The sequence below is a fragment of the Glutamicibacter sp. M10 genome (assembly GCF_025452055.1).
Lineage (GTDB): Bacteria > Actinomycetota > Actinomycetes > Actinomycetales > Micrococcaceae > Glutamicibacter.
The window spans coordinates 2,230,805-2,256,289 of record NZ_CP104918.1 but is presented as its reverse complement, the minus strand read 5'-3'; the positions used below and the strand labels follow the sequence as shown (position 1 = coordinate 2,256,289).

Below are 25,485 nucleotides of genomic sequence, written 5' to 3'. Positions count from 1 at the left end.
ACCCCGGACTTAGGAGTTGCGTTCGTCCTTACCCTGGTCGTTAAGACGACGCAGGGACTCTTCAGGGGTTTCAGCGACATCGCTGGTTGCATCAGCATTTTCTACGGCAGGAGCGGCATCAGTTGCGGTTGCAGCTGGCTCGTTGTCCAAGAAAGTGGAGATGGCCTGGCGGTGCAAGGTCAGCACAACGCCGTTAGCAACCTCAACCTGTACGTGATCTTCTGCGTCAACGCCCACGATGGTACCGAAGATACCCGAGTTGGTCATGACCTTGGCACCTGGCACGGTGTTGGTCTTCAGCTTTTCCTGCTGAGCTGCCTGCTTTTTACGTCCGCGGAACATCATGAAGATCAGCACTGCGAACAGCGCCACCATCAGGATCAGCGATGGGTTGAAGCCGCCACCGGCGGCCTGAGCGATTACGAGGGAATTCACGTATTTACCTGCTAACGATTCGATGCGTTTTAATCAAAAGTTCTGGGATGCCGAAACGCCCTACTGCGGACGTTAACGACAAAGACGCCCACCTGACCCGTATACGGGCATAGGTCGGGCGTCTTCAGTCTAATCGGTTACTGTCTACCGGCAGACCATTTACGCGAGCAGTGAAGCTTTGCTTGCCTAATCCTCATCGTTTTCATAGCTTTGTGCGTTGGCGAAGATTGCATCCTTGGGCATTTTTAGGCCCAGATGCTCCCATGCTCCCGGCATTGCAATACGTCCACGAGGCGTACGGCCCATCAGCCCTTCGCGCACTAGATACGGTTCGGCAACGGTCTCGACGGTTTCAGTCTCTTCACCCACGGCAATAGCTAGGGTCGATAGTCCTACCGGTCCCCCGCCAAACTTTGTGCACAACGCTTCCAATACGCCGCGGTCCAGACGGTCCAGGCCGCGGGCATCAACTTCGTACATATCAAGGGCAGCGGCCGCAGCCTTGTGATCGATCTCTTCGAGTTTGTGCACCAAGGCCCAGTCGCGGACTCGGCGCAGCAGGCGGTTGGCGATACGCGGTGTTCCACGCGATCGACCGGCAATCTCGGTGAACGCTAACGACGTCACGCTCAAGTCGAGCATCATCGCCGAACGGCGCAACACCAACTCGAGCTCTTTTGCTGCATAAAATTCTAGGTGGCCGGTGAATCCAAAACGGTCACGCAAAGGACCAGGCAGCAGACCGGCACGCGTGGTTGCGCCAACGAGCGTGAAGGGTGGCAGTTCCAGTGGAATGGCCGTTGCTCCGGCGCCCTTACCAACGATGATATCTACGCGGAAATCCTCCATCGCCATGTAGAGCATCTCCTCGGCGGGACGCGACATGCGGTGGATTTCGTCCAGGAAGAGCACTTCACCTTCGGTCAGCGAGGAAAGAATTGCTGCGAGGTCACCTGCGTGTTGAATAGCTGGTCCCGATGAGATGCGTAGAGGTGCGTTCATCTCGGCGGCAATAATCATGGACAGGGTGGTTTTTCCCAACCCTGGAGGACCAGAAAGTAGAACGTGGTCTGCAGTTCGTTCGCGAATTTTTGCAGCCTCAAGAACCAGCGAAAGCTGCTGGCGAACCCGCGACTGGCCAACAAAATCGTCGAGATTTCGTGGGCGAAGGGCCGCTTCTAGGACGCGTTCCTCAGGCTCGCTGCCCGCATTGGTGAGCCCAGTGGAGTCATTCTTCATGATGGTCCTCTCGACCGCCGGTTAGGCCCGGGTCCCGCTAGACATGCTGCGCAGAGCAGCGCGGAGGATTTCGGCGACATTTCCGCCCGAAACAATTTCAGGTTCAGCCTTGGTGAGCGAATTAAGCGTGCTGGTGGCATCCTTCTCGCTCCAACCCAGACCGGTCAACGCTGCAATGACCTGAGGCTCCCAAACACTGGCGTTACCAATGGTGGTCGTTGATGACACGGGAGCACCGGTTGGCACCAGCTTGCCGTTCAGTTCCAGCACAATTCGGCTGGCACCCTTGGGACCAATGCCGGAGACCTTGGTGAAAGCGGCGGTGTCTTTGGTGTTTGCAGCAATGCGCACTTCTTCGGCACTATGCACGGCAAGGATGGCCAAACCGGTGCGAGGACCAATACCGGAGACCGAAATGAGAACTTCGAACACGTCGCGTTCATCGGCGCCGGCAAAGCCAAAGAGTGTCATTGAATCTTCGCGGACCACCATGGAGGTGAAGACGGTAGCTTCACGTCCAACGTGCAAAGTTGCCAGCGTTCCGGGGGTGGCGTTGATCAGCATGCCGAAGCCCTTGACATCAATTACCGCGGTATTCAGGGACACCAGTTGAACGGTGCCGGTCAATGAGCTGATCATGCCACTCCTTGGGATATATGTTCGATCGAACCTAGCTTATCGAAGATACTTACGAATAGCGACGTGCGCAATGCGCCGGTGGGTCGCAGCTACTACCGTCGGACCGCTCGTCGCTTGGCCGATGCCTCAGCGGCGATCCAGGCTTGCTGCGCACCGGTGAGTTGCGATGAGCCGGTCGCACCAGCTGCAGAGGCTGAAGCATTGGATCCAGAAGCTGCACCACGCCATCCGTGGGCGATAGCCAAGGCCACCGCATCGGCGGCATCAGCAGGTTTTGGAGCTTCCTCCAGGCGACAAATCTTCGCAACCATTTTGCCAATGGCTGTCTTGCTTGCTTGTCCAGAACCGGTGACCGCTGCCTTGACCTCGGTGGGAGTATGCAGAGCAACGGGGATTCCGCGACGAGCCGCAGCAGTGATCACTACCCCGGTAACCTGGGCGGTACCGATGACTGTGGACACGTTTGCCGAAGCAAAAACGCGTTCGATGGCCAATACGTCCGGCTTGTGAAGATCAAGCCATTCATCAATGGCGTTGGCGATCTTTAGCAGTCGGGCGTCCAGTGGAGTTCCTGGTGGGGTGCCGGCGACGGTGACATCAACCAGCGAAACTTGTCTGTTTGCGGCGACGTCGACCACGGCCAGACCACAACGGGTCAGTCCGGGGTCGACGCCGACAACGCGAAGGGACAAGTCCTACTGCTCTTCGTCCAGCGCGGCGCGAACCTCGTCGGATAGATCAGCGTTGGTGTAAACGTTCTGCACATCGTCAAGTTCTTCGAGAGCGTCGAAGAGGTGAAGGAACTTGCGAGCACCCTCAACGTCCAGATCAACCTTCATCGAAGGGATGAATTCCATTTCGTCGGACTCGTAGGCAATTTCTGCCTCGTCCAGCGCAGCGGCAACAGCACGCAGATCCGATGGATCGCAGACAATAGCGAAGCTGTCGTCCTCGTCCAGAATCTCGTCCGCACCGGCGTCGAGAACGATCATCAACAGGTCGTCTTCGCTCAGCTCGCCCTTTGGCAGGCGGACTACACCCTGACGGTTAAACAGGTACGAAACCGAACCTGGGTCTGCAATGGTTCCACCATTGCGGGTGATGCCAACACGAACCTCAGAAGCTGCGCGGTTCTTGTTATCGGTAAGGCACTCGATCAGCAAAGCCGAGCCCTGTGGGCCACGTGCTTCGTAAATGATCTCGGTGTAGTCAATAACTTCGCCGGTCAGGCCAGCACCACGCTTGACTGCGCGGTCGATGTTATTGATTGGCACGGAGTTTTTCTTGGCCTTGCTAACAGCAAGTTCCAGTGCCGGGTTGCCGGACATGTCGGCGCCGCCGGCACGGGCTGCAACTTCGATACCCTTAATGAATTTTGCAAAGGCCTTGGCGCGCTTGGCGTCAATTGCAGCCTTCTTATGCTTGGTGGTTGCCCATTTGGAGTGGCCTGACATGCTTTAAGCGTCTCCTCGCGTGAGTTGGATGAAAAATTCGTGGATCGCCGTGCTGCCGGTGACTTCCGGGTGAAAGCTGGTTGCCAACAAATTTCCCTGACGTACTGCAACAATTCTACCCTGTTCGCGCTCATCCTCAGCCGGAACCATGCTGATCACCTGCACCTCGGGTCCTACTTGCACCGCTTCGGGTGCACGGATAAAGACCGCTTCGAGATTTTTACCGTTGAAGTCCAGCTGGTATTCGAAAGAATCCACTTGTCGGCCGAAGGCATTACGACGCACCGTCATGTCGATTCCACCAAAGCTTTGCTGCACTGCGCCGGCACTGGAGACCGCAGGGTTTTCAATCCGGTCAGCCAGCATGATCATTCCGGCACAGGAGCCGTACGCCGGCATTCCTGCCGCTATGCGTTCCTTGATCGGTTCGGCCAGCGAATAGTTACGTGACAGCCGGTCGATGACAGAGGACTCTCCCCCAGGGATGACCAACGCGTCGACCTGCTTAAGATCTTCAGGGGTGCGTACTATCTGTGCTGCTTGGCCCAAACGTTCCAAAGACGCAAGGTGTTCACGGAAATCCCCTTGAAGGGCGAGGACGCCAAATTTCGGCATGGGTGTGACCTTTAGAGTTCGAGGGCTACATGGCGCACTTCGCGCCGAAACAACGTTAGTACCCTTGCTCGTACCAGCTAATTTTGTTGCACGGTGTGTCGCCTTTTCCTACGCCATGATTCGACGGCGACGCCATCCATTGACATCATCACTCCCAGTTTTTGGTTGTGGCCAACCGGCCAGAAGCCACGCATGGCGAGTCAAGGCGATAGCCTGTTACTAACCACGTCAAAGCAAGGGTGTTGTCAATGCTCCACGGATACCAACGACCGCAGATCACCATTGCGGATTTTCTTGACGCTCGCGGTCTGCCGATTGAGTATGGAAACCGCTGGGATTCCCAGCCACCGGAGGACGCGTATACCCAGGTCGCCCACCCGCACCGTTTTGCGCCGGTGCATGAGGTGGCTCAGGCGCTGCTGGAATGGATGTGCGCGCGTTTCAAAGTGCGTCGCTACGAAGATCCCGGACTAGCTAGGCTGCTTCGCGTGAATGATCAAGATCTGATTGCTTCGGTTCGACTTTTTCCTGAGGATTCACGGTGTGCACCGATGGCTTTGGTTTTCACTAACTTTCCTAGCGTGCATCTTGAATTCGGAGCCTTATTCCGGAGAATCACTCCTAACTGCGGTTGCGATGGTTGTGATGAGTCAGTTCCCGAGATGCTTGACGAGCTTGAGGAATGGATCGACGCAGTAGTCTCCGGGGCCTTCGTCGAGATCATGAACTGGGAGCAGCAACTAGTAACGCATCTGTTTCATGTCAAGGCACTGGGATTCGCCGAGGAATCGCGCAGCTTCGAAGATATTTCGCCCGCACGCTTGGCCAGGGCCCGTGAAATTCTTCCGCACGATGGCCGCTGGGCTCCTTGGCCAGTGCGCTAATTTAATCCAGACGCCATGGCTGAAGCCCATCTTCAATGGCACCGTACGCGTTCATCGTGGCCTTGGTCCTTGCTAAAGACGCTTTGGAATCAGCAGCAGGCAGACAATCGGAGACGTCAAAAACTTCGCACCATTTCACTGGCGACTTAGAGAGCTGATGCGGAACCCATTCAAGCTTGCTAACTTCCCAGTCCCCGGACTTTTTGCCTTCGCTAAATGTCGCTTTGACGCTGATGCCTTCGCGGTTCAGGATGGTCTTGGTCGCGTGCTTGGCTACCGAGTTTCCCAGCCCGTAAACAATCCAGGTGCCGTCGTACTTTTCAATAGGAAGCACCGAATGCGTGTGGTGCATGTAGATGAAGTCGAAGGCCCCGGAGTCAGCCAGCGCATGGCCAAGATTTTGTTGCTCGGCGGTGGGTCGGTTGGTGTATTCGGTTCCGTCGTGAATCGCGGCCACAACAATTTGAGCCCCGGCCTTTTTCGCCGCTTTGCCCCGGTTGATTAACCTTTGTGCGTCAACACCGGTATCGACCTGCCAGTTTGCATCGGCAGCTAATCCATTAAGCGAAAAGGTACTGGTCACTACCCCGAGCTTCACGCCATCAATTTCCATAATCGGTGGCTTCTGAGAATCCTTGTGTGTGCGGTAGGAGCCAGTGGCAAAAAGTCCATGCTCCTCTAGCGCATCCAGCGTCCGGTTCACTCCGGAGGTTCCGGCATCCACGGTGTGGTTGGTCGCCGTGGTGCAACCGTCGTACCCCACGTCTTTCAAATCAGCGAGAATCTGTTCAGGGACAGTGAAGCGCGGGTAGCCCGAATATGATGGCTTTCCTATAGGTGTTTCAAGATTGCACAGGGCTGCGTCCGCGTCCTGAGCGTATGGCTTGAGCCCGGCTAGTAGCGGGGAAAAATCATAATCTTCACCGTTGCCCGATTGTGCTTGGGCGGATGTTTTCGCCTCGTCCAAAAGCGCAGGATGCAAGAGGACATCGCCGGTGACCATCAGTGAGAAGTCTTTTGGTTGATCACGATCAACATCGGCATTCTCCGCACCGGTACTGTCCGGATTTGATGCAGTGCCTGACGGCGTGTGCTGCGCGGAAGACTGACTGTTCTGGTTCGGGGTGTCGGTAGCCGAACAGCCCGAGAGCAGAGCAATACCAAGCAGGCCGGCAGTCAGGGATCGAGTAACGAGGGCCACACGCTGATGCATGCTTTGAGCCTAGCCCAGTATGACCTCAGGGGTGTTAATGCAAGCTAAATCACGTTGCTTATGAAAGCCTATGCTTATGCAAAATCCGCTCTTGACACCAAGTACCCGCCCTTACCAATGGCCGGCCTTTGACTCGATTACTGCCGATCACTACTTGGAAGCGGCCGAACTCGGTGCCGCGGAACAACGCGAAGAATTACAGCGCATTGCCTCTGAACCTGGCGAGCCAACCTTCGCCAATACCTTCCAAGCGCTTGAAAGCAGCGGACAAACCCTGCGTCGGGCAATGATGACGTACTTCAGCGTCTTGTCCGCTCATGGAACTGAACCAATCAGAGCCATCCAATCCCAGATGTCGGCAATCTACAGTGCGCAAGAAGACGAGATTTACCTAAATAAAACCTTGTACTTGCGTTTACAAACCCTTAATTGTTCACAGCTGGAGGGCGAAGACGCTCGTCTAGCGAAACAGACCCTAAAGGACTTTGAACTCTCCGGCGCGGCGCTGGACGAATCCGAAAAGCAAAAGCTCAAAGAACTCAACGCACAGCTATCGGAGCTTTCGAGCCAATTCGGCAATCGTGTGTTGGAGAACCAAAACGCACATGCGGTGCTCTTTGAATCCACCGACGAACTTGCCGGGTTGAGCACACAAGCCATCGACTCGGCGGCTCAGGCTGCCAAACAAGCCGGGCATGCTCAGGGCTACCTTCTGCCCTTGGTATCTCCGACCCAGCAGCCACTGCTTGAATCGCTGACCTCTAGCGAGTCTCGTCGTAAGGTCTTCATGGCCTCGATCTCCCGTGGAACCGACGAGAACCCAACGATCTATCTTGCTGCACAGATGGCTGCTCTTCGCGCCGAGCGTGCTGAGCTACTCGGCTTTGCCAACCATGCCGAAACGGTCCTCGCCCAGGCAACCGCCCCTTCAACTGCGGCGGTCCAAGAGCGACTGGCTGAACTTACCGCAGCGGCCACAGCCAATGCTCGTAAAGAAGCCGAAATTCTTGCCAAGGTTGCTGGCCATGAGCTCAACGCATGGGACTGGAAGTTATACTCTAACCAGGTGCTACGTGACGAATACGCGGTGGATTCCGAAGAGCTGCGTAACTACTTTGAACTTGATCGAGTTCTGATTGATGGCGTCTTTGCTACCGCTACCAAGTTATATGGCATCACCTTCACGGAACGCTTTGACCTACCTACCTATCACGAGCAACTCCGCGTCTTCGAGGTTTTCGACGCTGATGGCAGCCCACTGGCTATTTACACCGGCGACTACTTGGCCCGTGAAACCAAAAAGGGTGGCGCTTGGATGACAAGCCTGCGTGATGCTGCATCTTTCTTTGGTGAACTGCCCATTGTGACCAACACGTTGAACATCTCGGCTCCAGCTGACGGTGAACCCGTCTTGCTGTCACTGGATGAAACCAATACGTTGTTCCACGAGTTCGGTCACGCGCTGCACGGCATGTTCTCCAACGGTAAATATGCTTCTCTTTCAGGCACCTCGGTCCCCCGCGATTTTGTTGAATTCCCTTCACAGGTCAACGAGATGTGGGTTTTGGATCAGCAGGTCATACCCGGTTATGCCTTGCATCATAAAACAGGTCAGAAGCTGGATGAAGCAACCATTAGTAAGGTGCGCGACGCCGGGCTATGGGGTCAGGGCTTTTCTACCACCGAATATCTTGCGGCCAGCGTGCTGGATTGGGCATGGCACACGATTCGCGCTGGTGCCGTCATCGAAGATCCACTGCAGTTCGAACAGCAGGTTCTCAACGATGCTGGTTTTGATACAGAACTGATTCCGCCACGATACCGGACCGGTTATTTCCAGCACATTTTCGCCAACGGATACTCAGCTGGCTACTACTCCTACATATGGAGTGAAGTACTCGACGCCGACACTGTGCAGTGGTTCGAGGAAAATGGTGGCTTGATGCGCGAAAATGGAAGTCGGTTCCGTCAGGAACTACTTTCGCGCGGTAACACGCGCGATCCCCTAAAGTCCTATGAATTGTTCCGTGGCCGCACCGCTCGGGTAGAGCCGTTGCTGCGCCGTCGAGGATTGGTGAACGCAGAATAATGACGACGATTGCCTCCGCACAGGAAGCACTGAGCCACTGGCATCAGGCACTAGCAGTTGCCACAGGCGGCAAGATTTTTACCACCCACGGGTGCTCATGGGCATGGCAACCGGTGCGCAAGCGCTTGATCTTGCTGTTCCCGGAGAACCCGGAGCCCTCAGGGTTGCGCCCAGCACTGGCCGAGGGCCAGCGTTTAGGCGCCCGCCGGGTGGAAGCTTGGTTAATGCTGGGTCTGACTCCGCTGAACTGAAGGCCGCAGGTTTCTCTGACAACGCACAAGTATCTTGGCACGCTGGACCGTTGGCTATTCCGATGGATCGTTGGGCCGGCAAAATTCGCCTGGGCAATAACGTTCCTGAAGCCACCGGTGCCGATGCTTCCGAGCTGAACGTCACTAATTTGTGGCGAGATCTCAGCAGCCAGCTTTCTAGCGGGCATCCGGCCTTACGCCGTGTAGAGCACGCTTTGGCACGAACCGATGAAGGCGAGATCGTTGGTCGCGGTTTTGCTCAGCAGGGTTTGGGCGGTCAGCTGATGATTCATTCGCTGGCAGTGGGCAAGGAATACCGCCGTCAGGGTGCTGGCACAGCACTGCTTCAAGGGCTTTCGCGCTCCATGATCAATCCGCTCTCACCGCCTGACGAAGAGACTGCGGTGGAGCTGCTTGCTGCAGCGACGCCGTCAAGCGCTGATTTCTTCACGGCCAACGGTCTGAAATTACTTGGTCGCGGTCGCCACTTGGTTCTTCGGTCTTGGAACTAGTAGCAAAACTATAGCCAGGTAAACAGGTGCGCGGTGCACAGAAAATATTTTCTGTGCACCGCGCACCTGTTTGTTTCTTGTTTATTCGGAGCGAAGCACTCGATACACCAAGCGAGCAAACGCGCCCGCCTTCCTTGCCTCGGAAAGTTCTAACCGTTCGCTACCAATGGTGCGAGGTAGTGAGGCAGCCCCACCGGACAGTGCGGCTGGCGCGACGGTCAGGGCCAACGTATCGATGGCGTCAATATCGAAGAATTGTCCAAGAAGTTCGCCACCACCGAGCACCCAGATGTTCTGTTCGCCGGCGACTTCTCGAATGTGTGGCAGTATCTCAGCAACGGACGCGTTAACCAGTCGTACATCGGCGCCCTGCGGGATAGGAAGATCCCGCGAGGTAAACACGTAGGTCGTGATACCCGGATAGAATTCCTGCCACTTTTGTGGATTTTCGATTAGTTGCTCATTTTCAAGCATCCACATATACGTATTGGCACCTTCAACGTGGACGCGCACGTTCTGCGGAAGCAAGTCCGGGTCTGGCTCTTGGGCTCCAGGGACGTTAAAGAGCCATTGCAAGCTGTGGCTCTCGTCGGCCAGGTAGCCGTTCAGGGTCACTGCTGCATCAAAAATGATCTCGCTCATGCACTTCAATTTACTACAGCGGCTTGCCCCGAACTCTTTCTTCTCTTTCGTCGAGATCGCACCTAGTTGGAATTCGACCTCGGCGAAGGATCGGCAATCGAACGAGCGGAACAAACGAGTTCGGCTGCTTACTGCTCCCCTGATTTAGGCAGGGTCAACAATCGGAGAGTAATGCGAAGCGTCACCCTCAACCGAGTAGCTTGATTTTCCTTCAACGCTGCGTGGAATGTCGCCAGCAACGGTGATGCGGTTGAGCTTGCGAGGTGCGCGGCCATAGTTGTCGATAGCGTAGTGCTGGGTGATGCGGTTATCAAAGAGCACCAACTGGTTCGGCTCCCACGCTACGCGCAGTACGTTCTCCGGGCGAGTCACGTGGCTCTGGAGCAAACGCAGGATGTCGTGGGACTCGTATGGTGAGACGCCAACAATCTTCAGGTGCCTGGCAAAGGTACCGATGAACAGCCCTTTCTCTCCAGTCAGCGGGTGAACGCGAACTACCGGGTGGATCGTACGGTACTTTTCCGAGACGAAGGCTTCTTGGTACGCCTTCTCCTTATCGGTGTTTACCGTCCGCGGCCTCACGTAGTCGGAATCGTTAGAGTGTTCAGCCCACAGCCCGTCAGCAAGTTTTTGAATCTCCGCAGGTAGGCTGCGGTACGCGGCAGCCGCGTTAGCAATCAGAGTCTCTCCGCCGTACGGAGGCAACGTTATTGCACGAAGCGTAGAAGCTTGAGGTGGATTAACAATGAACGTGACGTCGGTGTGCCACTGATTGGCGATGGCTTGTTCGCTATCTACCGGTAGTACCGTCTTCTTTTCCTGCTCGCTGAAGGTCACCGTCGGGTGGGCAGTAGTCAACGGACCAAAGTGCGAGGCGAAGAGTTCTTGCTGCTCGTCCGTTTCGATTCCCGACTGGCTGAAAACTAGCGCCTTGTGTTCGTTCAGCGCCGATCGGATCGCATCAACGGTCTGGGAGTCCAAGGGTCCGGAAAGGTCCAGGCCTTCAATGCGAGCACCGATATGTTCGCCGAGCTTTGTAAGTTTCAGGCGGGTGGCGGTGGTGGTAGTCATGTTGGCCTCCTAAGCAGCAGTGTTGACGCGGCTGCGTTGATCTCTTCGATGATGCTCCATCTGTGGAACACACCCTCAGCCTAGGGGCGAAAAAACTCCGGCAAAATAGGCCCGTCACACGGCGATAAGTATTGCTTCGAGTGTCGTTTGCGCACGACCGAACATTGCGAAAAGCGTCGAGAAGGAAGAGCAACTGGTCGCAGATGTCTTGGAATGACCTAGATGAATGCTCATGAATAGGCTCTCCAGCATCGCTCGTCGGAATCTACAATCTTGCCGTAGAACGCAAAGCGGCCCGCCAGAAAAATCTGACGGACCGCTTTGATGCGCCTCGTGTCTAGTTTGAGAATCAAGGCCAGCAATGCTGAGGTGAGAAGTTCTTACCAGCCGCGCTCGGAGAGGCGGTGTGGCTCTGGCAGTTCATCTACGTTGATGCCAACCATGGCTTCACCCAAACCGCGGGAGATCTTGGCCAGTTCGTCTGGGTTATCGAAGAAGGTGGTTGCCTTCACGATTGCTTCGGCACGCTCTACCGGGTTGCCGGACTTGAAGATACCGGAACCTACGAACACACCGTCCGCGCCCAGCTGCATCATCATGGCAGCGTCGGCCGGAGTAGCGATGCCACCTGCGGTGAACAATACGACAGGTAGCTTGCCGGTGTGTGCGATTTCCTTGACCAGTTCGTATGGAGCCTGCAGTTCCTTCGCCGCTACATACAGCTCGTCTTCTGGAAGGGCTGCAAGCTTGGCGATCTCGGAGCGGATCTTGCGCATGTGACCGGTGGCGTTAGAAACGTCGCCGGTTCCAGCTTCACCCTTGGAACGAATCATGGCTGCACCTTCATTGATGCGGCGCAGAGCCTCACCAAGGTTGGTAGCACCGCAAACGAATGGAACGGTGAATGGCCACTTGTCGATGTGGTTCTCGTAGTCTGCCGGCGAAAGGACCTCTGACTCGTCAATGTAGTCAACACCGAGGGACTGCAAAATCTGAGCTTCAACAAAGTGACCGATACGAGCCTTGGCCATCACTGGGATGGAGACCTCGCTGATGATGCTATCGATCATGTCTGGGTCGCTCATGCGTGAGACGCCACCCTGTGCACGGATGTCGGCTGGAACGCGCTCAAGAGCCATAACTGCAACGGCGCCGGCATCTTCAGCGATGCGCGCCTGCTCTGGAGTGACTACGTCCATAATGACGCCGCCCTTGAGCATTTCGGCCATACCGCGCTTAACGCGGTCAGATCCGACGACGGAGTTCTGGTTGTTCGTAGACATGGTGAAAAGTAGTTCCTCTCGACACTGCGTGGATTCGCTTTGGACCAGTATTTATAAGGCTTAAAGCGAGGTGGTACGCCAGTAATCGTAGGAGTGGATTGCTTTATTACCTTAGGTGTTTCGTCATATTGTTACGCTAGGAGATTAGTCGCCTAGATGCAGATTAGTGCGTAACATAGCGTTTCGCCCTCAATTACCTAGTCAGAGCTTCTTCTTCGGTTAATGCACCTTGGGTGTGCGTGGCGACTGATCGCCGGGGTTAAACAGAAAGTGGCGGTAGGAATAATTGGATATTCCTACCGCCACACAACACTGATGTGTGTTTAGCTCGGGTTCTCGCTGTCCCATGCCGCAGCGATGGCCTCACGAACCTCAGAAAGTGTCTGCGGGATCGCTTTTGTTTGAGCAATGATCGGGAAAAAATTCCCGTCTCCGCTCCATCGAGGCACAATGTGCTGATGCAGGTGAGCAGCAATTCCCGCTCCCCGGATTCACCCTGGTTCATGCCCAAGTTAAAACCGCTTGGGTTCGAGACCTTACGCAAAACCCGCATTGACTGCTGAGCCAACGCCGCCATTTCTGCGGTTTCTTCCACCGTGATGTCGGTGTAGTTAGGCACATGGCGGTAGGGGCACACCAGCAAATGCCCCGGGTTGTACGGGAAGAGATTCAAAATCACGTAGCAGGTTTCCCCGCGGTGCACGATCAACGCTTCTTCATCCGTGCGACCGGGACCAGCACAGAACGGGCAGCTAGCCTCATCTTTGACTTGGTCCTGGCCGCCCTTGATGTAAGCCATCCGATAGGGAGTCCATAGGCGCTGGAACGAATCCGGCACACCGGCGAGTTCAAAATCGTCGGTGACGGACTGATCTGATTCCTGCATACTTATGGGCTCCCTATCGGCACTAGTAGCAACTAGTTGTTGTTATCGCGGCTCTTGATGGCTTCAACAATGCGAGCTACTGCATCGTCGATTGGCACCTGGTTTTCCTGACTTCCGTCGCGGAAGCGGAAGGACACTGCATTCGCATCGGCATCTTCGCCACCGGCGATGAGTACAAACGGAATCTTGTCCTTGGACGCGTTGCGGATCTTCTTTGGGAAACGATCCGTTGAGTCGTCCAGTTCAACACGAACACCCTGAGCCTTGAGCTTGGCGACAACCTCGGAAAGGTAATCGTTGAAAGCCTCAGCCACTGGGATGGCGCGAACCTGGACCGGCGAAAGCCATGCAGGGAAAGCACCAGCGTAGTGCTCGGTCAGTACGCCCAAGAAACGCTCGATGGATCCGAACTTCGCAGCGTGGATCATGACCGGTTCCTGACGACTTCCGTCAGCAGCCTGGTACTCCAGACCGAATCGTGCAGGCTGGTTGAAGTCGTACTGAACGGTACCCATCTGCCAGGTACGGCCGATGGCATCTTTAGCCTGAACCGAGATCTTCGGACCGTAGAATGCGGCTCCACCTGGATCAGCAACCAGCTCAACACCGGTTTCAGTGGCGACACGTTCTAGCACGGCGGTGGCTTCTTCCCACTGCTCGTCCGAACCGATGAACTTATCCGATTCAGGATCGCGAGTGGATAGCTCCAGGTAGAAGTCATCCATACCGAAGTCGCGCAGCAACGAAAGCATGAAGTTCAGCAGGTGCTCAACTTCAGCCGGTGCCTGTTCCTTGGTGACGTAGGAGTGCGAGTCATCCTGGGAGAAACCGCGCACGCGGGTTAGGCCGTGGACCACACCGGACTTCTCGTAGCGGTAGACGTGACCGAATTCGAACAAGCGCAGTGGCAGTTCGCGGTAAGAACGTCCGCGGCCACGGAAGATCAGGTTGTGCATCGGGCAGTTCATTGCCTTCAGACGGTATTCCTGACCCGGCTTGGTGATGTTGCCATCTTCGTCGCGCTCTTCATCGATATGAAGTGGCGGGAACATGGTGTCCGCGTAGTAAGGCAAGTGACCCGAGGTGTGGAAGAGCCCATCCTTGGAGATGTGTGGGGTGCCCACGTACTGGAAGCCTTCTTCTACGTGGCGATCGCGCACGTAGTCTTCCATCTCGCGCTTGATGATGCCGCCCTTAGGGTGGAACACCGGCAGGCCCGAGCCAAGTTCATCCGGGAAGGAGAACAGGTCCAGCTCGGCACCGAGCTTGCGGTGGTCGCGACGCTCAGCCTCAGCCAGACGCTCCTGGTAGGCCTTGAGGTCCTCTTTGGTTGGCCATGCGGTGCCGTAGATGCGCTGCAGCTGCTTGTTCTTTTCGCTACCCAACCAGTAGGCGGCGGCCGAACGGGTCAGCGAGAAAGCGTTCTTGATCAGCTTGGTGTTTGGCAGGTGCGGGCCACGGCACAGATCCTTCCACACAGTGTCGCCGGACTTGCGATCAACGTTGTCGTAGATGGTGGTTTCGCCGGCAGCAACCTCAACGGTCACGCCTTCACCTGAAGTATCGGCCGAGTCAGCCTTGGCCAGCAGCTCGCACTTGTATGGCTCGTCAGCCATTTCTGCCTTGGCTTCTTCTGGCGAAACTTCGCGGCGGGCAAAGAGCTGGTTCTGGTTGACGATCTTAAGCATCATCTTTTCCAGCTGCTTCAGATCTTCTGGGGTGAATGGCTCAGCGACATCGAAGTCGAAGTAGAAACCGTCAGTGATGTACGGTCCAATGCCCAGCTTGGCATCGGGGCGCAACTGCTGCACAGCTTGAGCCATGACGTGGGCAGTGGAGTGACGCAGCACCTCCAACCCTTCTGGGTCGGTGATGGTTACGCGGGTGACAGTGGTTCCAGCAACAAGTTCGCGGGCCAGGTCGCGTAGGACACCATCGACGTGCATAACAACCACGTCTTTATCATTGGTGAAATACTGCAGACCGGTTGTTCCCGCGTCCACCTGTACCTGCTCGCCGTCAATGGTGAGAGTCAGCTGCTCGCTCATGAGATCGGGTTCTACCTTTCAATCTGGGATGGCTTCATAGCTTGTGGCATACCTTGGCCACAGCCAGCCAGAATCCAGTTTAGTTCAGGACCTCACTTCAGCGCGCGTTCACTTCGGGTTTCGGGAGGATTGTTGACCCACATGTGATTCGTTCAACAACGAGTCTGCATTAAACAGGCTCATGACATACCCAAACTCTTTGGGCCCACTGGTCAAGACTCCTAGAACAAACTCCGCTAACCCGTGCACCAGTGGGACTCGAAAATTCGTGGAAAGCTCGATCATCCATGGCTTCTGTTATCTCAGAAGCCTAGGCTTATGTCATGAACAAACCTGCTCCCCGGTAATCAGCGCCATCACCCTCGGTGTGCGCGATGTCAGAATTTCCACCAAGTTCTACACCGAGGGCTTGGGGTTCGAACTGGTTCAACCAGCTCACCCGGAGATCGCTTTTGTCCGCGCAGGCTACGGTCTGATGCTTGCCCTTTGGGATGTAAAACAGATGCCGTCCGAGTACGGAAATGTCGGTCACAGCAAAATGGCTCCCCCACTTTCTTTGGGGCATAACGTGCATTCGGATAATGAAGTGGATCATCACTACCGGCGAGCGTTGGATGCGGGCGCTAGCTCGATCTCTGAGCCAACGGTGCAGCCGTGGGGTGGCAAGAGTGCGTGCGTAGCTGATCCGGATGGTTTCCGCTGGGACTTTGTGCATAACCCTTCGTTTGTTATCGATGCCAACGGGCATATTTCTTCGGTTTAGTCACGCCCCACGCTGATCAAGCCCTTCGGCCTCCATACGTTTGGCGAGTTCGCCGACGCTCTCGCTCTTGCGTGCGCCCTCGCCGAACTTTGGTCGGTAACTAATTTGCGGTCGTCCTTGTTCTTCAAGGTATCCGGCGACCGGCAACGATTCTGACTGATGCAGATCCCAAGCGTTCAGTGCTTGTAGTGAGATGCCACGTGGTCCGGTGCGTCGGGTGACTCCATGGATGAGCAACATGCGGGTAGAGAAGAGTAAAGGCCCGGTGCGTTGTTGTGTGTCATCGAAGAAGGTGGCATCGATACAGCCGGTCCCGTCATCCACGGAAATGAAGACCACGCGTTTACCGCCACGCATAGGTGGTGTTTGAGTGGCTATGCGCACTCCGGCGACTAGTACCTCGGTGCCGTTACGCAGGTGTAGTAGTTCCGCTGCTTGGGTAATAGGCAGGTGTGAGAGCCTGCGCCTATAGGAAGTCATCAAATGCTCACTGGCATCTAGGTGCATCAGGTCTAGTTCGGTGCGTACTACCTCGGCCGGATCCAGCTGTGTTCCGGTGGCTTTGATGTGTTCGATCTGCCCGAGGTCCAGTGCCAGTTGGCCGGGGCCGGGACGGTATTTGGCCGGCAGAGAGCTGTGCACCATCGATTGAGTGTGAGCGATCGTATCGGCACGAGAGGTTCCTGCCAGTAAAGAGTCAAAGACACCAAGCGCGGCAAGGTTTTGGTAGGTACGTCGTGAGAGCCCTGCGCGGGCGCGGACATCTGCGAGGTGCTCATATGGCTGGCCCGTCACTAGTCGCTGGACTTCGCGTTCACTCATCTGGTGAATGTCGCGGAAGGCTAACCGGATTCCGTAGCGTCCGGGGCGTTGTGATCCTACGGCTCTGGGCACCATGGGAACCTTCGCTGGAGCGTATTCGAATACTCGTTCGACTCGATAGTGTCCGTTGGAGCGGTTGATATCTAGCGGGAGGATAGGGACGCCCATACGCCGCGCTTCGGAAACCAGTAATCGTTTGGGGTACATGCCTGGGTCGTGTTCCCAGATCCCAGCGAGGAAAGCCTCGGGGTGATGCGCTTTGAGCCAAGCCGAGTGATAGGTGGGTACGGCAAAGGCAGCCCCGTGGGCTTTGCAGAAGCCAAAGGACCCGAACCCAGAGAGCACCTCCCAGACTTGATCAATAGTTTCCTGGCTGTAGCCGCGCTTGGTTGCCTCGGTACGCACGTAGCGTTCAACGGCTGGTTCTTTCTCTGGGTTGCCAAGCAGGCGCCGGTAGACATCAGCCATCCCTAGACCACAGCCGGTCAGCACATCAAGCATGCGCAACACCTGCTCGTGGAAGACGGTAACCCCGTGGGTTTCGGCGAGCGCAGGGATCAGGTCTGGGTGCAGGTATTGGGCGGGAGCGAATCCGTGGCGGTGTTCTAGATAGGGCTTGACCATATTCGACTGCATGGGCCCGGGACGGAAGAGCGAGATGTCGATGATCAGATCGTTAAACTCACGGGGAGCGAGTTTGCCAACCAGTTCACGCTGTCCTGGGGACTCAATCTGAAAGCAGCCCAGGGTGTGAGTGGAGCGGATCAGATCAAAGGTGGGTTCATCATCGAGTGGCACCTTGGCTAGGTCAATCGCTCCACTGGCATCGATGTAACTGTCGTTAGTGTGTCCGCCTGCACGAGACGCTTGCTCCTTGCTTGGGTGCATGCGAGCGATCTCTTCAAGCGTGTAGGCGATGGCTGATTGCATGCGCACCCCGAGCACGTCGAGCTTGATCAACCCCATCAGGTCCATATCGTGCTTGTCGAACTGGCTCATCTGCAATCCGATGCCTGAGGGCTGCACCGGGGTACGGTCCAGCAAGCTCGCATCAGAGAGGATCACCCCGCAGGGGTGCATGGAGATATGTCTTGGCAGTCGGTCCAATCGTTCGGTGGCGTCAATGAGAATATCGAGCTGAGTGTCATCGGTAATGCGCTGTGCTAACGCTGCTAACTCTGGCTTCTCCACCAGCGCTTCACGGAAAGAGGAGGCAGAGAAGCGCCAGAGCTGTTTGGCGATCTCGTCCACTTGCTCCTGCTCTACACCCAAGGCAGCACCTGCGTCGCGGACAGCGCCACGGGCGCGGTAAGCATTCTGCATGCTCATCAGGCTGACGCGTTCCTCACCGAAGCTGGAGAAAATCTTGTGATAGATCTCGTGGCGTCGCGCGGATTCAACGTCAATATCAATATCGGGCAGGGTGGTGCGGGTATCGGAGAGGAAACGTTCGAACACTAGGTCGTGGGCCAACGGGTTTACTTGGCTAATACCTAAAAGGTAGTTCACTAACGAGGATGCGCCTGAGCCTCGGGCGGCTACGCGTACGCCCATCTCGGTGATCAGGTTTACGGTCTCCGCCACAGTGAGGAAGTAGCCGGCGAAGTCCAACCGTTCGATCACGCCCAGCTCTAGGGCTAGGCGTTCTTCTACTACGTTTGGTGCTTCGTTTCTTAATAGGGTGGGCACGGCCCCGTATACACGATCGGTGAGTTCTTGCATGGCCGGTCGATACAGGCCGATCACCCTGGCTTCCGGAATGACCGGCGACTTCCACCCCAGGTCCGTTACGGGATCTATTGCCGCCCAGTGTGCCACCGCTTCGGTTTCCCGCAGCATCTGGTGCGCCCAGCTCCTTTCGGTAGCTTGGCCGATTTCGGTAGCCAGTTGAAACATCTCATGCGGTGTTTTCAGCCACCCTTGCCCGTTGGGTTGGCAGAAATCCAGATTTTTCAGGCTATGTAGAGCCCGCGCCGAGTCCAAAATGTCTGCGGTGACTGCCCCGTCGGGGTCTACGTAGCGCACGGCGTTGGACAGTACCGCTTTGATCTGACGTTCGTAGGCGTAGCGCAGTAGGCGTGATGCTTCACCTAAGCTGTGGCGCGAACCAGGAGCGGAGAGGTGCGTGGTGATTTCTACCCGCAGCATTTTTCCAACTCGTTTTTTCCACTCGACCAACAGTCCGCGGGCTTTAGCGTAATTCCCTTTCAGGATTGCTCGAGCTACGTCTGATTCACCACCTAGCAGGAGCATCAGGTTTCCGCTTTTGCTTAGCTGATCCAACTGATTAGCACTGAGCCCAGGCACGCCGTGAGCAGTATTGTGTGCGAGGCTGATAGCTCGGCAGAGTGCTGCATATCCAAGACCATTGCTGTGTCCCTGCGCCAGTAAAACGATCCTGCCTAGAGTTGCCCCATTGTCATCGAGTACAGCCAGATTCACTCCGAGAATGGGAGCTATACCTTCTGTCATACAGGCAGCTACATGTTTGACCGTCCCGTAAAGCCCATCCCTGTCAGTAAGCGCCAGCATAGGTGCTCCTTGCGCTTTGGCTGCTTGAGCCAGGGTGCGCGGATGTGACACCCCGTAATGGGCGCTATAGGAAGAACTGACGTTCAGATGGGTAAAGCTCATAATGGTCCTTCGAAAATATGTTCCCCTGCCCGTAAGCTCAGGCGCTTTGGGCCAGCTCTTGGTGCACGCGCACCAGCCGCCACCTCTCGGTTTGCACATCAAAGCTCACATCAAAGGTGTGCTCTTGTTTGGATCCGCTCACCGCAACCAACTGCAAGCGCCACATCTCATAGTCAGCGAGCCCTGCCCCGATTCCCCGAGGAATCCGCAGGTTTTCGTCCCACCACTTGCGACGTTCAAACCAACGCTGAGGTTCAGCAACCAGTCGGTAGTCCCGCCCCTGCCATTTCACGCGCAGTGGCATTCCGCTTGCTGCACGGGCAACCTCAATTGACTCGGTGAACATCCCCACGTGTGCACTCCTTACTTAGTAGAACCAGTCTATTCGAATACTTGTTCGAACGATAGTTACACTAGTCATCGGCTCCGACAGTTTGGCGCCGAGGGGAACTGGGGCACCTTGCGCAGCAAAATAAATCTCTGCGCAGCTTCACTAGTAGCCAGCCGCAGAGCAACAAAAGATGTGAAAGTCACTGACGACTTGGCTCTGGGCGAAACCGGGTGCGTCATTGTGCCGCGAATGCTCGATTAGTACCGAACACACCGATAGCATCGAAACAGCAACACTCAATCGTTTCAGGAGTTAAATCCCATGCCTCATAAGGTCAAAGCCGTCATTTCCCGTGTTAAGGACGCACCAGTTGAGGTCGTCGATATCATCGTTCCGGACCCAGGTCCCGGAGAAGTAGTTGTCGACGTGCTCACTACCGGCGTCTGCCACACCGACTTGCACTACAAGCTCGGTGGCATCGGCGATGAATATCCTTACCTGTTGGGCCACGAGTCCACCGCAGTAGTCAGCCAGATTGGCGAGAACGTCACCAACGTCAAAGTTGGCGACCGCGTTATCCTGAACTGGCGTGCAGTCTGTGGCCAGTGCCGCGCCTGCGCCAAGGGTCAGCCAAAGTACTGCTTTAATACCTTCAATGCCACCCAGAAGATGACCCTTGAGGACGGCACCGAACTATCCCCAGCACTGGGCATTGGTTCCTTCGCCGAAAAGACCTTGGTTCACTCCGGTCAGTGCACCATTGTTGACGAAGATGCTGATCCAGCAGCTGTAGGTCTGCTCGGCTGTGGTGTCATGGCTGGCATCGGTGCAGCTATCAACACCGGCGAAGTAAAGCGTGGCGAGTCGGTAGCCGTGATCGGCTGCGGCGGTGTTGGCGCAGCTGCCATTGCCGGCGCGCAGCTAGCCGGTGCGACCACCATCATCGCCGTGGATGTCAACGCAGACAAGCTGGAAGGCGCAAAGAAGTTCGGCGCCACCCACACCGTTAACTCTTCCAAGGTTGACGCTGTTGAGGCTATCCAGGAACTGACCGGTGGCTTCGGCGCCGACGTTGTCATTGACGCAGTAGGCCGCCCAGAAACCTACAAGCAGGCCTTCTACGCTCGTGACCTTGCCGGCCGCGTTGTGCTCGTGGGTGTCCCAACCCCAGAGATGAAGCTGGAACTGCCATTGCTTGATGTCTTCGGCCGCGGCGGATCACTAAAGAGCTCGTGGTACGGCGATTGCTTGCCAAGCCATGATTTCCCGATGCTGGTTGAGCAGTACAAGCTCGGACGTCTTGACCTCGGTGCCTTTGTCACCGAGCGCATCTCTATTGACCAGATCGAGGAAGCCTTCAACAAGATGCACGAAGGTACCGTGCTGCGTTCGGTGGTGGAAATCTAATGACCGCTCGTATCGAAAACGTAGTTACCTCAGGTACCTTCTCTCTCGACGGTGGCACGTGGGACGTTGATAACAATGTCTGGATCATCGGTGATGACTCAGAGGTACTAGTCATTGATCCTGCCCACGATATTGAGAAGATTCGTGAAGTCATCGGCGAACGCGAAGTGATGGCAGTTGTGCTCACCCACGGACACGACGACCACATCCGAGTAGCCGGCGAATTTTCTGACGCCGTGGATGCTCCGCTCTTCCTCAACATGGAAGATCGCATGCTCTGGGATGCTGTCTACCCAGAGCGCGACGTAGACGCTGAAATCAACGATGGTGACACGTTCACCATCGCTGGTACAACCCTCACGGCGCTACATACCCCGGGCCACTCGCCGGGGTCCACCAGCTTCTATGCAGAAGATCTGGGTGTGCTCTTCAGTGGTGACACCCTGTTCAACGGTGGCCCGGGCGCGACCGGGCGCAGCTACTCGAGCTTCGAAACGATCATCGAATCGATTCGGACCAAGTTGCTGACCCTGCCTGAACAGACTGTAGTGAACACCGGCCATGGTGACGCCACCACCATCGGTGCGGAAGCCCCGAATCTGGACGAGTGGATCAAGCGCGGCCACTAAAAGGCTCATTAGACACTTTCGGCAGTCAACCATCAGTGGTTGGCTGCCGAAATGTTTAAAGGGTGCTTTTTGAAACATTCTTAGCCGCTGGCGTCGCTGGCTAGAACAGTGCGTTGCTGTGCGCTTCGATAAGTTGCGGAGAATCATTGCGCACATTACCAACCGCCTTATCAACCTCGTGCATGGTCCAAGTTGATGCGACGTCAAAAGCTTGAGCCCGCAATTCCTCGATTAACCCTTGACCGTCTGCTTCCGCAGGGTTCATCCACCGTGCCATCATTTGATGGTCCATCGGAATCGGCAATCGGTCATGCAGTCCAGCAAGCTCACCAAGCACCCCGGGCTCATCGGCGGAAGGCGACTCCATAGTCAGAATCGAGGTGGAGAGGATCCATGTGTCATCCTCGTCCTTCCACCACTCGTACAGTCCAGCAAAAAAGATCAACTTCTCATCTTCACGGTGCACAAAGAAGGGACGCTTTTTGCTCCCCTCTTCTTCCACTCGTAATAGCCCTGGACGGGAACCGCAGCCCGACGTTTTTTCACCGCTGCTCTAAAGGTCGGCTTGCTGGCCGCAGTTTCGCTACGTGCGTTAAAAGCTCTAACGCCTACGGACAGTTCCTTCGCCCATCCAGGAACCAGTCCCCACCGAGCAACATGGATTTGCCTGTGCAACTGATCATCAATCAGACGCTCTAGCACTACCGGCACATCAGTGGTTGGGGCTACGTTCCACGACTGTCGCAGTTCAAGGTTTTCGTCAGCCTCAGCTTCGGCCTCAGCAACTAAATCACCGATTGCCTTGGCCATCACGTACCGTCCACACATTTTCTGCTCCTCGTACCGCCCGGGGAAATCTGCTCCCAGTCTAACCATCAAGTTCAAGGAAATCAGAGAAAATTCTGGGCCACTTTGGGAACAAACACAATAGGGTCACGGTTATACCCTGTATGAGCAACGAATTGAACCTTGACCAGTACGTTCCTGACGCAGGTGGCGTCACCATGTTCACCACTAGCTGGTGCGGATACTGCCGTAACCTCAAGCGTCTGATGGATCAGAAGGGTGTGGCATACACCGAGGTAAACATCGAAGAAGTTGAAGGTACCGCTGAGATTGTGGAGTCCTTCAACAACGGCAATCAGACGGTTCCGACATTGATCTTCCCTGATGGCACTGCTGCCACCAACCCACGAATCGAAGAAGTTGTAGAGCGCATCGGCACCTAATTAGTTACACCAAGTATCAGCGCTGACCCCAATAAAAAATCGGTACTTGAATTTCAGGTACCGATTTTTTGTTGCCCAGAGTTGTTAGCTCATGCGCCGATCAAGCTGACATGCTCCCGGTATTCCTCAAGGAGCGCAGCGATGAAGGCTTCAGTAGTTGCGGGGGCGACAAGATCGCTGGCGGCACCCACCGTCGTCGGGTCCATCGGGATTTCCATTGCTTGATAGACAGCGTTCAGCACCTGACGCAGTGGCTCTGAATCCTCAATGACAAACACCGAGGAGAAAAGCCATGCTCCGGCGACCACGCGCTGGGCTGTCCCCACGAGTTTTACCGGATAGTTTCGTGGCGAAGCTGAGGTTGGTAGTCCATGAACGGAGTGCTCCCCGGGCAGTATTCTCCCGGAATGGGGCCGATCCGAGCATCAACACCCAAACGGGCAAGGGCCTTAGCATAAATATCAGCAAAAACTTCAAAGCGTTTTTGCTGTCCCAATACCGCTTCGTGTTGTGGCTCGAGGTGATCAACAATTAATGATCCACGGTGGTAGGCAGCAGCACGGCCGCCAGCCTTGCGCACCAGAGGCATGAAGCCTCGGTCTTCTGCGGCCTGACGAGCTGCTTCATATCCAGATAAACGAACATCGCGCTGGCCAAAAGCCAACGTAGGATCCGGACGATACAACCGCAGGGTCGGCCCACGATCTCCAGATTGAATTTCGCGAAGTAACTGAACCCCGCGTTCCAAATCTGCAGCAGGATCACCGCTAGGATCTTCGATTTCTAGTGTTAGCGGAGCATCCGACTGAGGATTGAACAAACTCATAACAATGAGTCTAATTCAGGCATTGGCTACCAGTGGAGTTGATGTCACAACGCAGGAATGTAGTCAGCTGAGAAATCTGCGCCATAATTATAGGCGTGCCAAATTCTTCTACTCCTGTCATCCTGATCGGCGGACCCTCCGGTTCAGGAAAGTCCTATCTCGCGTCAAAGTACGGTAATCCGCATCTGCCGCTCGACGAGTACTACCGACAGCTCAGTGAAGATGGCAATCCTGTCCCGTTCCCGCGTACCGCGTACGGCGAAGTCGACTGGGATCATTCGGGCACCTGGAATAAGGAAGCCGCGCTACAAGCGATCGATGAGCTGTTGGAAAACGGCAGCACCATGGTTCCGAACTATTCGATCTCAACTTCCAGCTATGACGGGCACCGAGAAATCAGGTCAGCTGCCGGACCGATTGTCGCTGAAGGAATTTTTCTTTACGAACTGCTCGAGCCACTGAAGGCAAAGGGAATCAACGTACAGGCATACTACGTTGATGAGCCCGCGCTAGTCACTGGCATTCGTCGCTTTGTCCGCGACGTCGCCCAGCGGCGAAAGCCAGTGACCTTCCTGCTCAAACGGGGTTACGCATTGTTCCGTGTTCATGGCGCTGACCGCGAGAAGTATCGCGAGCGTCAGTTTGTTCTTATGCCCAAGCCGGAACTCAAAAAGCTACTTTCCCAACTTTCTGCATCCTGAACGCTTTCTAGCGCGAACGTACAGTCAGAATCTGTTCGGCTCGACCAAACGGACCGGTGAGATCGTGCAGTACCGTCGAGGTGAGCCCAATTCCGTCGGCGCCGAAGCTCTGTTGCACTTCTAACCCGAGCCACGAACCTTCAGGCTGTCGGTACATGTGAATCTGCAGATCCAAGTTTGGGTAGACCCAAGTCCCCTCGCTGGGCTCGACGCGTGGGGCGACACCGTTGGCGGTATCGATCAAACCTACGAGCCTAGCCATATCTGAAGCATCTGCACTATCAACAAGTGCGTACTTGGTGCGCAACCAAGCGATTCCCTTGCCAAGTCGCCAATCCTTGCCTGCCCGCATTTCGAGCGAACGAATGTACCCGCCTGGCCAACGCTGGCTAACTTGCTGTACTTCGCATTCATCTGGACCAGGAATTGTTGCATCTTCGATACCAGCGACCTGGCTCGAATCGCCTTTAATCACTCTCCATGCCCGTGCCACGATGCTGGTTCGGCCCTTGGCTGTCATCTCAGCTTCGATCAGCTCGATGGTTCGTCCCGGTCGAACCATTCGCGTGGTGATCTCAAATTCACCTGCATGGATCAATCCGTGGATTTCAAAACTCAGCCGGGCAATGCGCATGTCATCACGAGGCTGAAAGTTTTCCAGTTCGTAAGCCAAGATTCCTGACGCCGGAGCCATGTGCTGCTCGTGTTCATTCCAGGCTCCTTGCGCGTGCAATGACGAACGGTAGCGCCCCTGCCCCAAAGACTCGAAATAGTAGTCACCTTTAGCGAGAATCTTCTCGAGTTCCTCAGTGAGCTGATGCGTCATCGCTGTCCTCCTGGCGTTTGAAAATGTTGCACTGCCCTCAGGTTATCCAAGAGCGA

General features: G+C 55.7%; 25 protein-coding genes and 2 pseudogenes. 9 read left to right on the top strand and 18 right to left on the bottom strand.

Going from position 1 to position 25,485, the window contains the following annotated elements; translation table 11 throughout:
- Nucleotides 1-9: 9 nt before the first annotated feature.
- The 6 genes from yajC to pdxT form a co-directional block, all read right to left on the bottom strand.
- Nucleotides 10-435, bottom strand: a complete 426-nt coding sequence (gene yajC / locus N6V40_RS11040; RefSeq protein WP_131088282.1) for a preprotein translocase subunit YajC — start codon at nucleotides 433-435, stop codon at nucleotides 10-12.
- A gap of 186 nt (nucleotides 436-621) precedes the next feature.
- The gene (gene ruvB, locus N6V40_RS11035) at nucleotides 622-1,674 is read right to left on the bottom strand and encodes a Holliday junction branch migration DNA helicase RuvB (protein ID WP_131088283.1); all 1,053 of its coding nucleotides are present in this window, start codon (nucleotides 1,672-1,674) and stop codon (nucleotides 622-624) included.
- A 21-nt stretch (nucleotides 1,675-1,695) separates the two neighbouring features.
- A complete protein-coding gene (gene ruvA / locus N6V40_RS11030) occupies nucleotides 1,696-2,313 on the bottom strand; it encodes a Holliday junction branch migration protein RuvA (protein WP_262197657.1) in 618 nt (205 codons plus the stop codon).
- A 92-nt stretch (nucleotides 2,314-2,405) separates the two neighbouring features.
- Nucleotides 2,406-3,005 carry a crossover junction endodeoxyribonuclease RuvC gene (gene ruvC, locus N6V40_RS11025; protein WP_262197656.1) on the bottom strand — a complete coding sequence of 200 codons (600 nt, stop codon included), beginning with the start codon at nucleotides 3,003-3,005 and terminating at the stop codon, nucleotides 2,406-2,408.
- Nucleotides 3,006-3,008: 3 nt separating this feature from the next.
- Nucleotides 3,009-3,767, bottom strand: coding sequence for a YebC/PmpR family DNA-binding transcriptional regulator (locus N6V40_RS11020; protein WP_131088286.1), 759 nt, complete (start codon nucleotides 3,765-3,767; stop codon nucleotides 3,009-3,011).
- A gap of 3 nt (nucleotides 3,768-3,770) precedes the next feature.
- Nucleotides 3,771-4,382 carry a pyridoxal 5'-phosphate synthase glutaminase subunit PdxT gene (gene pdxT / locus N6V40_RS11015; RefSeq protein WP_131088287.1) on the bottom strand — a complete coding sequence of 204 codons (612 nt, stop codon included), beginning with the start codon at nucleotides 4,380-4,382 and terminating at the stop codon, nucleotides 3,771-3,773.
- A 248-nt stretch (nucleotides 4,383-4,630) separates the two neighbouring features.
- On the opposite strand from pdxT, the gene N6V40_RS11010 reads away from it, so the two are divergent.
- Nucleotides 4,631-5,266: a DUF6226 family protein gene (locus tag N6V40_RS11010; RefSeq protein ID WP_262197655.1), complete on the top strand. Its 636-nt coding sequence runs from the start codon at nucleotides 4,631-4,633 to the stop codon at nucleotides 5,264-5,266.
- 1 nt (nucleotide 5,267) lies between these two features.
- Here N6V40_RS11010 and N6V40_RS11005 read toward each other — a convergent pair whose 3' ends face one another.
- Nucleotides 5,268-6,479: a CapA family protein gene (locus N6V40_RS11005; RefSeq protein ID WP_262197654.1), complete on the bottom strand. Its 1,212-nt coding sequence runs from the start codon at nucleotides 6,477-6,479 to the stop codon at nucleotides 5,268-5,270.
- Between the two features lie 76 nt (nucleotides 6,480-6,555).
- On the opposite strand from N6V40_RS11005, the gene N6V40_RS11000 reads away from it, so the two are divergent.
- Genes N6V40_RS11000 through N6V40_RS10990 form a run of 3 tightly spaced genes read left to right on the top strand, consistent with a single transcriptional unit; the run spans nucleotide 6,556 to nucleotide 9,331 of the window.
- Complete coding sequence (locus tag N6V40_RS11000) at nucleotides 6,556-8,568, top strand: M3 family metallopeptidase (protein ID WP_262197653.1); 2,013 nt, start codon at nucleotides 6,556-6,558, stop codon at nucleotides 8,566-8,568.
- The gene (locus N6V40_RS10995; protein WP_262197652.1) at nucleotides 8,568-8,819 is read left to right on the top strand and encodes a hypothetical protein; all 252 of its coding nucleotides are present in this window, start codon (nucleotides 8,568-8,570) and stop codon (nucleotides 8,817-8,819) included. The genes N6V40_RS11000 and N6V40_RS10995 overlap by 1 nt, the downstream gene beginning before the upstream one ends.
- Nucleotides 8,786-9,331, top strand: a complete 546-nt coding sequence (locus N6V40_RS10990; RefSeq protein ID WP_262197650.1) for a GNAT family N-acetyltransferase — start codon at nucleotides 8,786-8,788, stop codon at nucleotides 9,329-9,331. Before N6V40_RS10995 ends, N6V40_RS10990 begins: the two co-directional genes overlap by 34 nt.
- Nucleotides 9,332-9,412: 81 nt before the next feature.
- On the opposite strand, the gene N6V40_RS10985 is transcribed toward N6V40_RS10990, so the two are convergent.
- The 5 genes and pseudogenes from N6V40_RS10985 to thrS form a co-directional block, all read right to left on the bottom strand.
- Entirely contained in the window at nucleotides 9,413-9,973 is a 561-nt protein-coding gene (locus tag N6V40_RS10985; RefSeq protein ID WP_262197649.1) for a dihydrofolate reductase family protein, read from the bottom strand.
- A gap of 144 nt (nucleotides 9,974-10,117) precedes the next feature.
- Nucleotides 10,118-11,044, bottom strand: a complete 927-nt coding sequence (locus N6V40_RS10980) for a TauD/TfdA dioxygenase family protein (protein ID WP_262197647.1) — start codon at nucleotides 11,042-11,044, stop codon at nucleotides 10,118-10,120.
- 380 nt (nucleotides 11,045-11,424) lie between these two features.
- The gene (gene pdxS, locus N6V40_RS10975; RefSeq protein ID WP_131088294.1) at nucleotides 11,425-12,327 is read right to left on the bottom strand and encodes a pyridoxal 5'-phosphate synthase lyase subunit PdxS; all 903 of its coding nucleotides are present in this window, start codon (nucleotides 12,325-12,327) and stop codon (nucleotides 11,425-11,427) included.
- 323 nt (nucleotides 12,328-12,650) lie between these two features.
- Nucleotides 12,651-13,213 (bottom strand): annotated as a pseudogene (locus N6V40_RS10970) (HIT family protein).
- Nucleotides 13,214-13,245: 32 nt separating this feature from the next.
- Nucleotides 13,246-15,261 (bottom strand): threonine--tRNA ligase, encoded by a 2,016-nt coding sequence (gene thrS, locus N6V40_RS10965; RefSeq protein WP_131088296.1) that lies wholly within the window; start codon nucleotides 15,259-15,261, stop codon nucleotides 13,246-13,248.
- A 181-nt stretch (nucleotides 15,262-15,442) separates the two neighbouring features.
- Here thrS and N6V40_RS10960 point away from each other — a divergent pair, with 181 nt between their 5' ends.
- Nucleotides 15,443-16,024, top strand: a complete 582-nt coding sequence (locus N6V40_RS10960; RefSeq protein ID WP_262197646.1) for a VOC family protein — start codon at nucleotides 15,443-15,445, stop codon at nucleotides 16,022-16,024.
- Here N6V40_RS10960 and N6V40_RS10955 read toward each other — a convergent pair whose 3' ends face one another.
- Both N6V40_RS10955 and N6V40_RS10950 read right to left on the bottom strand, forming a co-directional pair.
- Nucleotides 16,025-19,480, bottom strand: a complete 3,456-nt coding sequence (locus N6V40_RS10955; protein WP_131088298.1) for a DNA polymerase III subunit alpha — start codon at nucleotides 19,478-19,480, stop codon at nucleotides 16,025-16,027.
- A 37-nt stretch (nucleotides 19,481-19,517) separates the two neighbouring features.
- A complete protein-coding gene (locus N6V40_RS10950; protein ID WP_262199726.1) occupies nucleotides 19,518-19,826 on the bottom strand; it encodes a DUF6504 family protein in 309 nt (102 codons plus the stop codon).
- A gap of 306 nt (nucleotides 19,827-20,132) precedes the next feature.
- Between N6V40_RS10950 and N6V40_RS10945 the strand changes: the two genes are divergently transcribed.
- The gene (locus N6V40_RS10945; RefSeq protein ID WP_131088300.1) at nucleotides 20,133-21,218 is read left to right on the top strand and encodes an S-(hydroxymethyl)mycothiol dehydrogenase; all 1,086 of its coding nucleotides are present in this window, start codon (nucleotides 20,133-20,135) and stop codon (nucleotides 21,216-21,218) included.
- Nucleotides 21,218-21,847, top strand: a complete 630-nt coding sequence (locus N6V40_RS10940; protein ID WP_131088301.1) for an MBL fold metallo-hydrolase — start codon at nucleotides 21,218-21,220, stop codon at nucleotides 21,845-21,847. Before N6V40_RS10945 ends, N6V40_RS10940 begins: the two co-directional genes overlap by 1 nt.
- 100 nt (nucleotides 21,848-21,947) lie before the next feature.
- On the opposite strand, the pseudogene N6V40_RS10935 reads toward N6V40_RS10940, so the two are convergent.
- A pseudogene (locus N6V40_RS10935) lies at nucleotides 21,948-22,723 on the bottom strand (SOS response-associated peptidase).
- A 74-nt stretch (nucleotides 22,724-22,797) separates the two neighbouring features.
- Between N6V40_RS10935 and N6V40_RS10930 the strand changes: the two are divergent.
- On the top strand, nucleotides 22,798-23,076 hold the full coding sequence (locus N6V40_RS10930) for a mycoredoxin (RefSeq protein ID WP_262197645.1): 279 nt from the start codon (nucleotides 22,798-22,800) through the stop codon (nucleotides 23,074-23,076).
- 89 nt (nucleotides 23,077-23,165) lie between these two features.
- Here the strand turns inward: N6V40_RS10930 and N6V40_RS17360 are convergent, their stop codons facing one another.
- Both N6V40_RS17360 and N6V40_RS10925 read right to left on the bottom strand, forming a co-directional pair.
- On the bottom strand, nucleotides 23,166-23,402 hold the full coding sequence (locus tag N6V40_RS17360; RefSeq protein ID WP_315973676.1) for a hypothetical protein: 237 nt from the start codon (nucleotides 23,400-23,402) through the stop codon (nucleotides 23,166-23,168).
- Between the two features lie 5 nt (nucleotides 23,403-23,407).
- Complete coding sequence (locus N6V40_RS10925) at nucleotides 23,408-23,902, bottom strand: lipoyl protein ligase domain-containing protein (protein ID WP_315973675.1); 495 nt, start codon at nucleotides 23,900-23,902, stop codon at nucleotides 23,408-23,410.
- Nucleotides 23,903-23,997: 95 nt separating this feature from the next.
- Between N6V40_RS10925 and N6V40_RS10920 the strand changes: the two genes are divergently transcribed.
- Nucleotides 23,998-24,603, top strand: coding sequence for a uridine kinase family protein (locus N6V40_RS10920; RefSeq protein WP_131088305.1), 606 nt, complete (start codon nucleotides 23,998-24,000; stop codon nucleotides 24,601-24,603).
- A gap of 7 nt (nucleotides 24,604-24,610) precedes the next feature.
- Here N6V40_RS10920 and N6V40_RS10915 read toward each other — a convergent pair whose 3' ends face one another.
- On the bottom strand, nucleotides 24,611-25,429 hold the full coding sequence (locus tag N6V40_RS10915; RefSeq protein WP_131088306.1) for a thioesterase family protein: 819 nt from the start codon (nucleotides 25,427-25,429) through the stop codon (nucleotides 24,611-24,613).
- Between the last annotated feature and the right edge of the window lie 56 nt (nucleotides 25,430-25,485).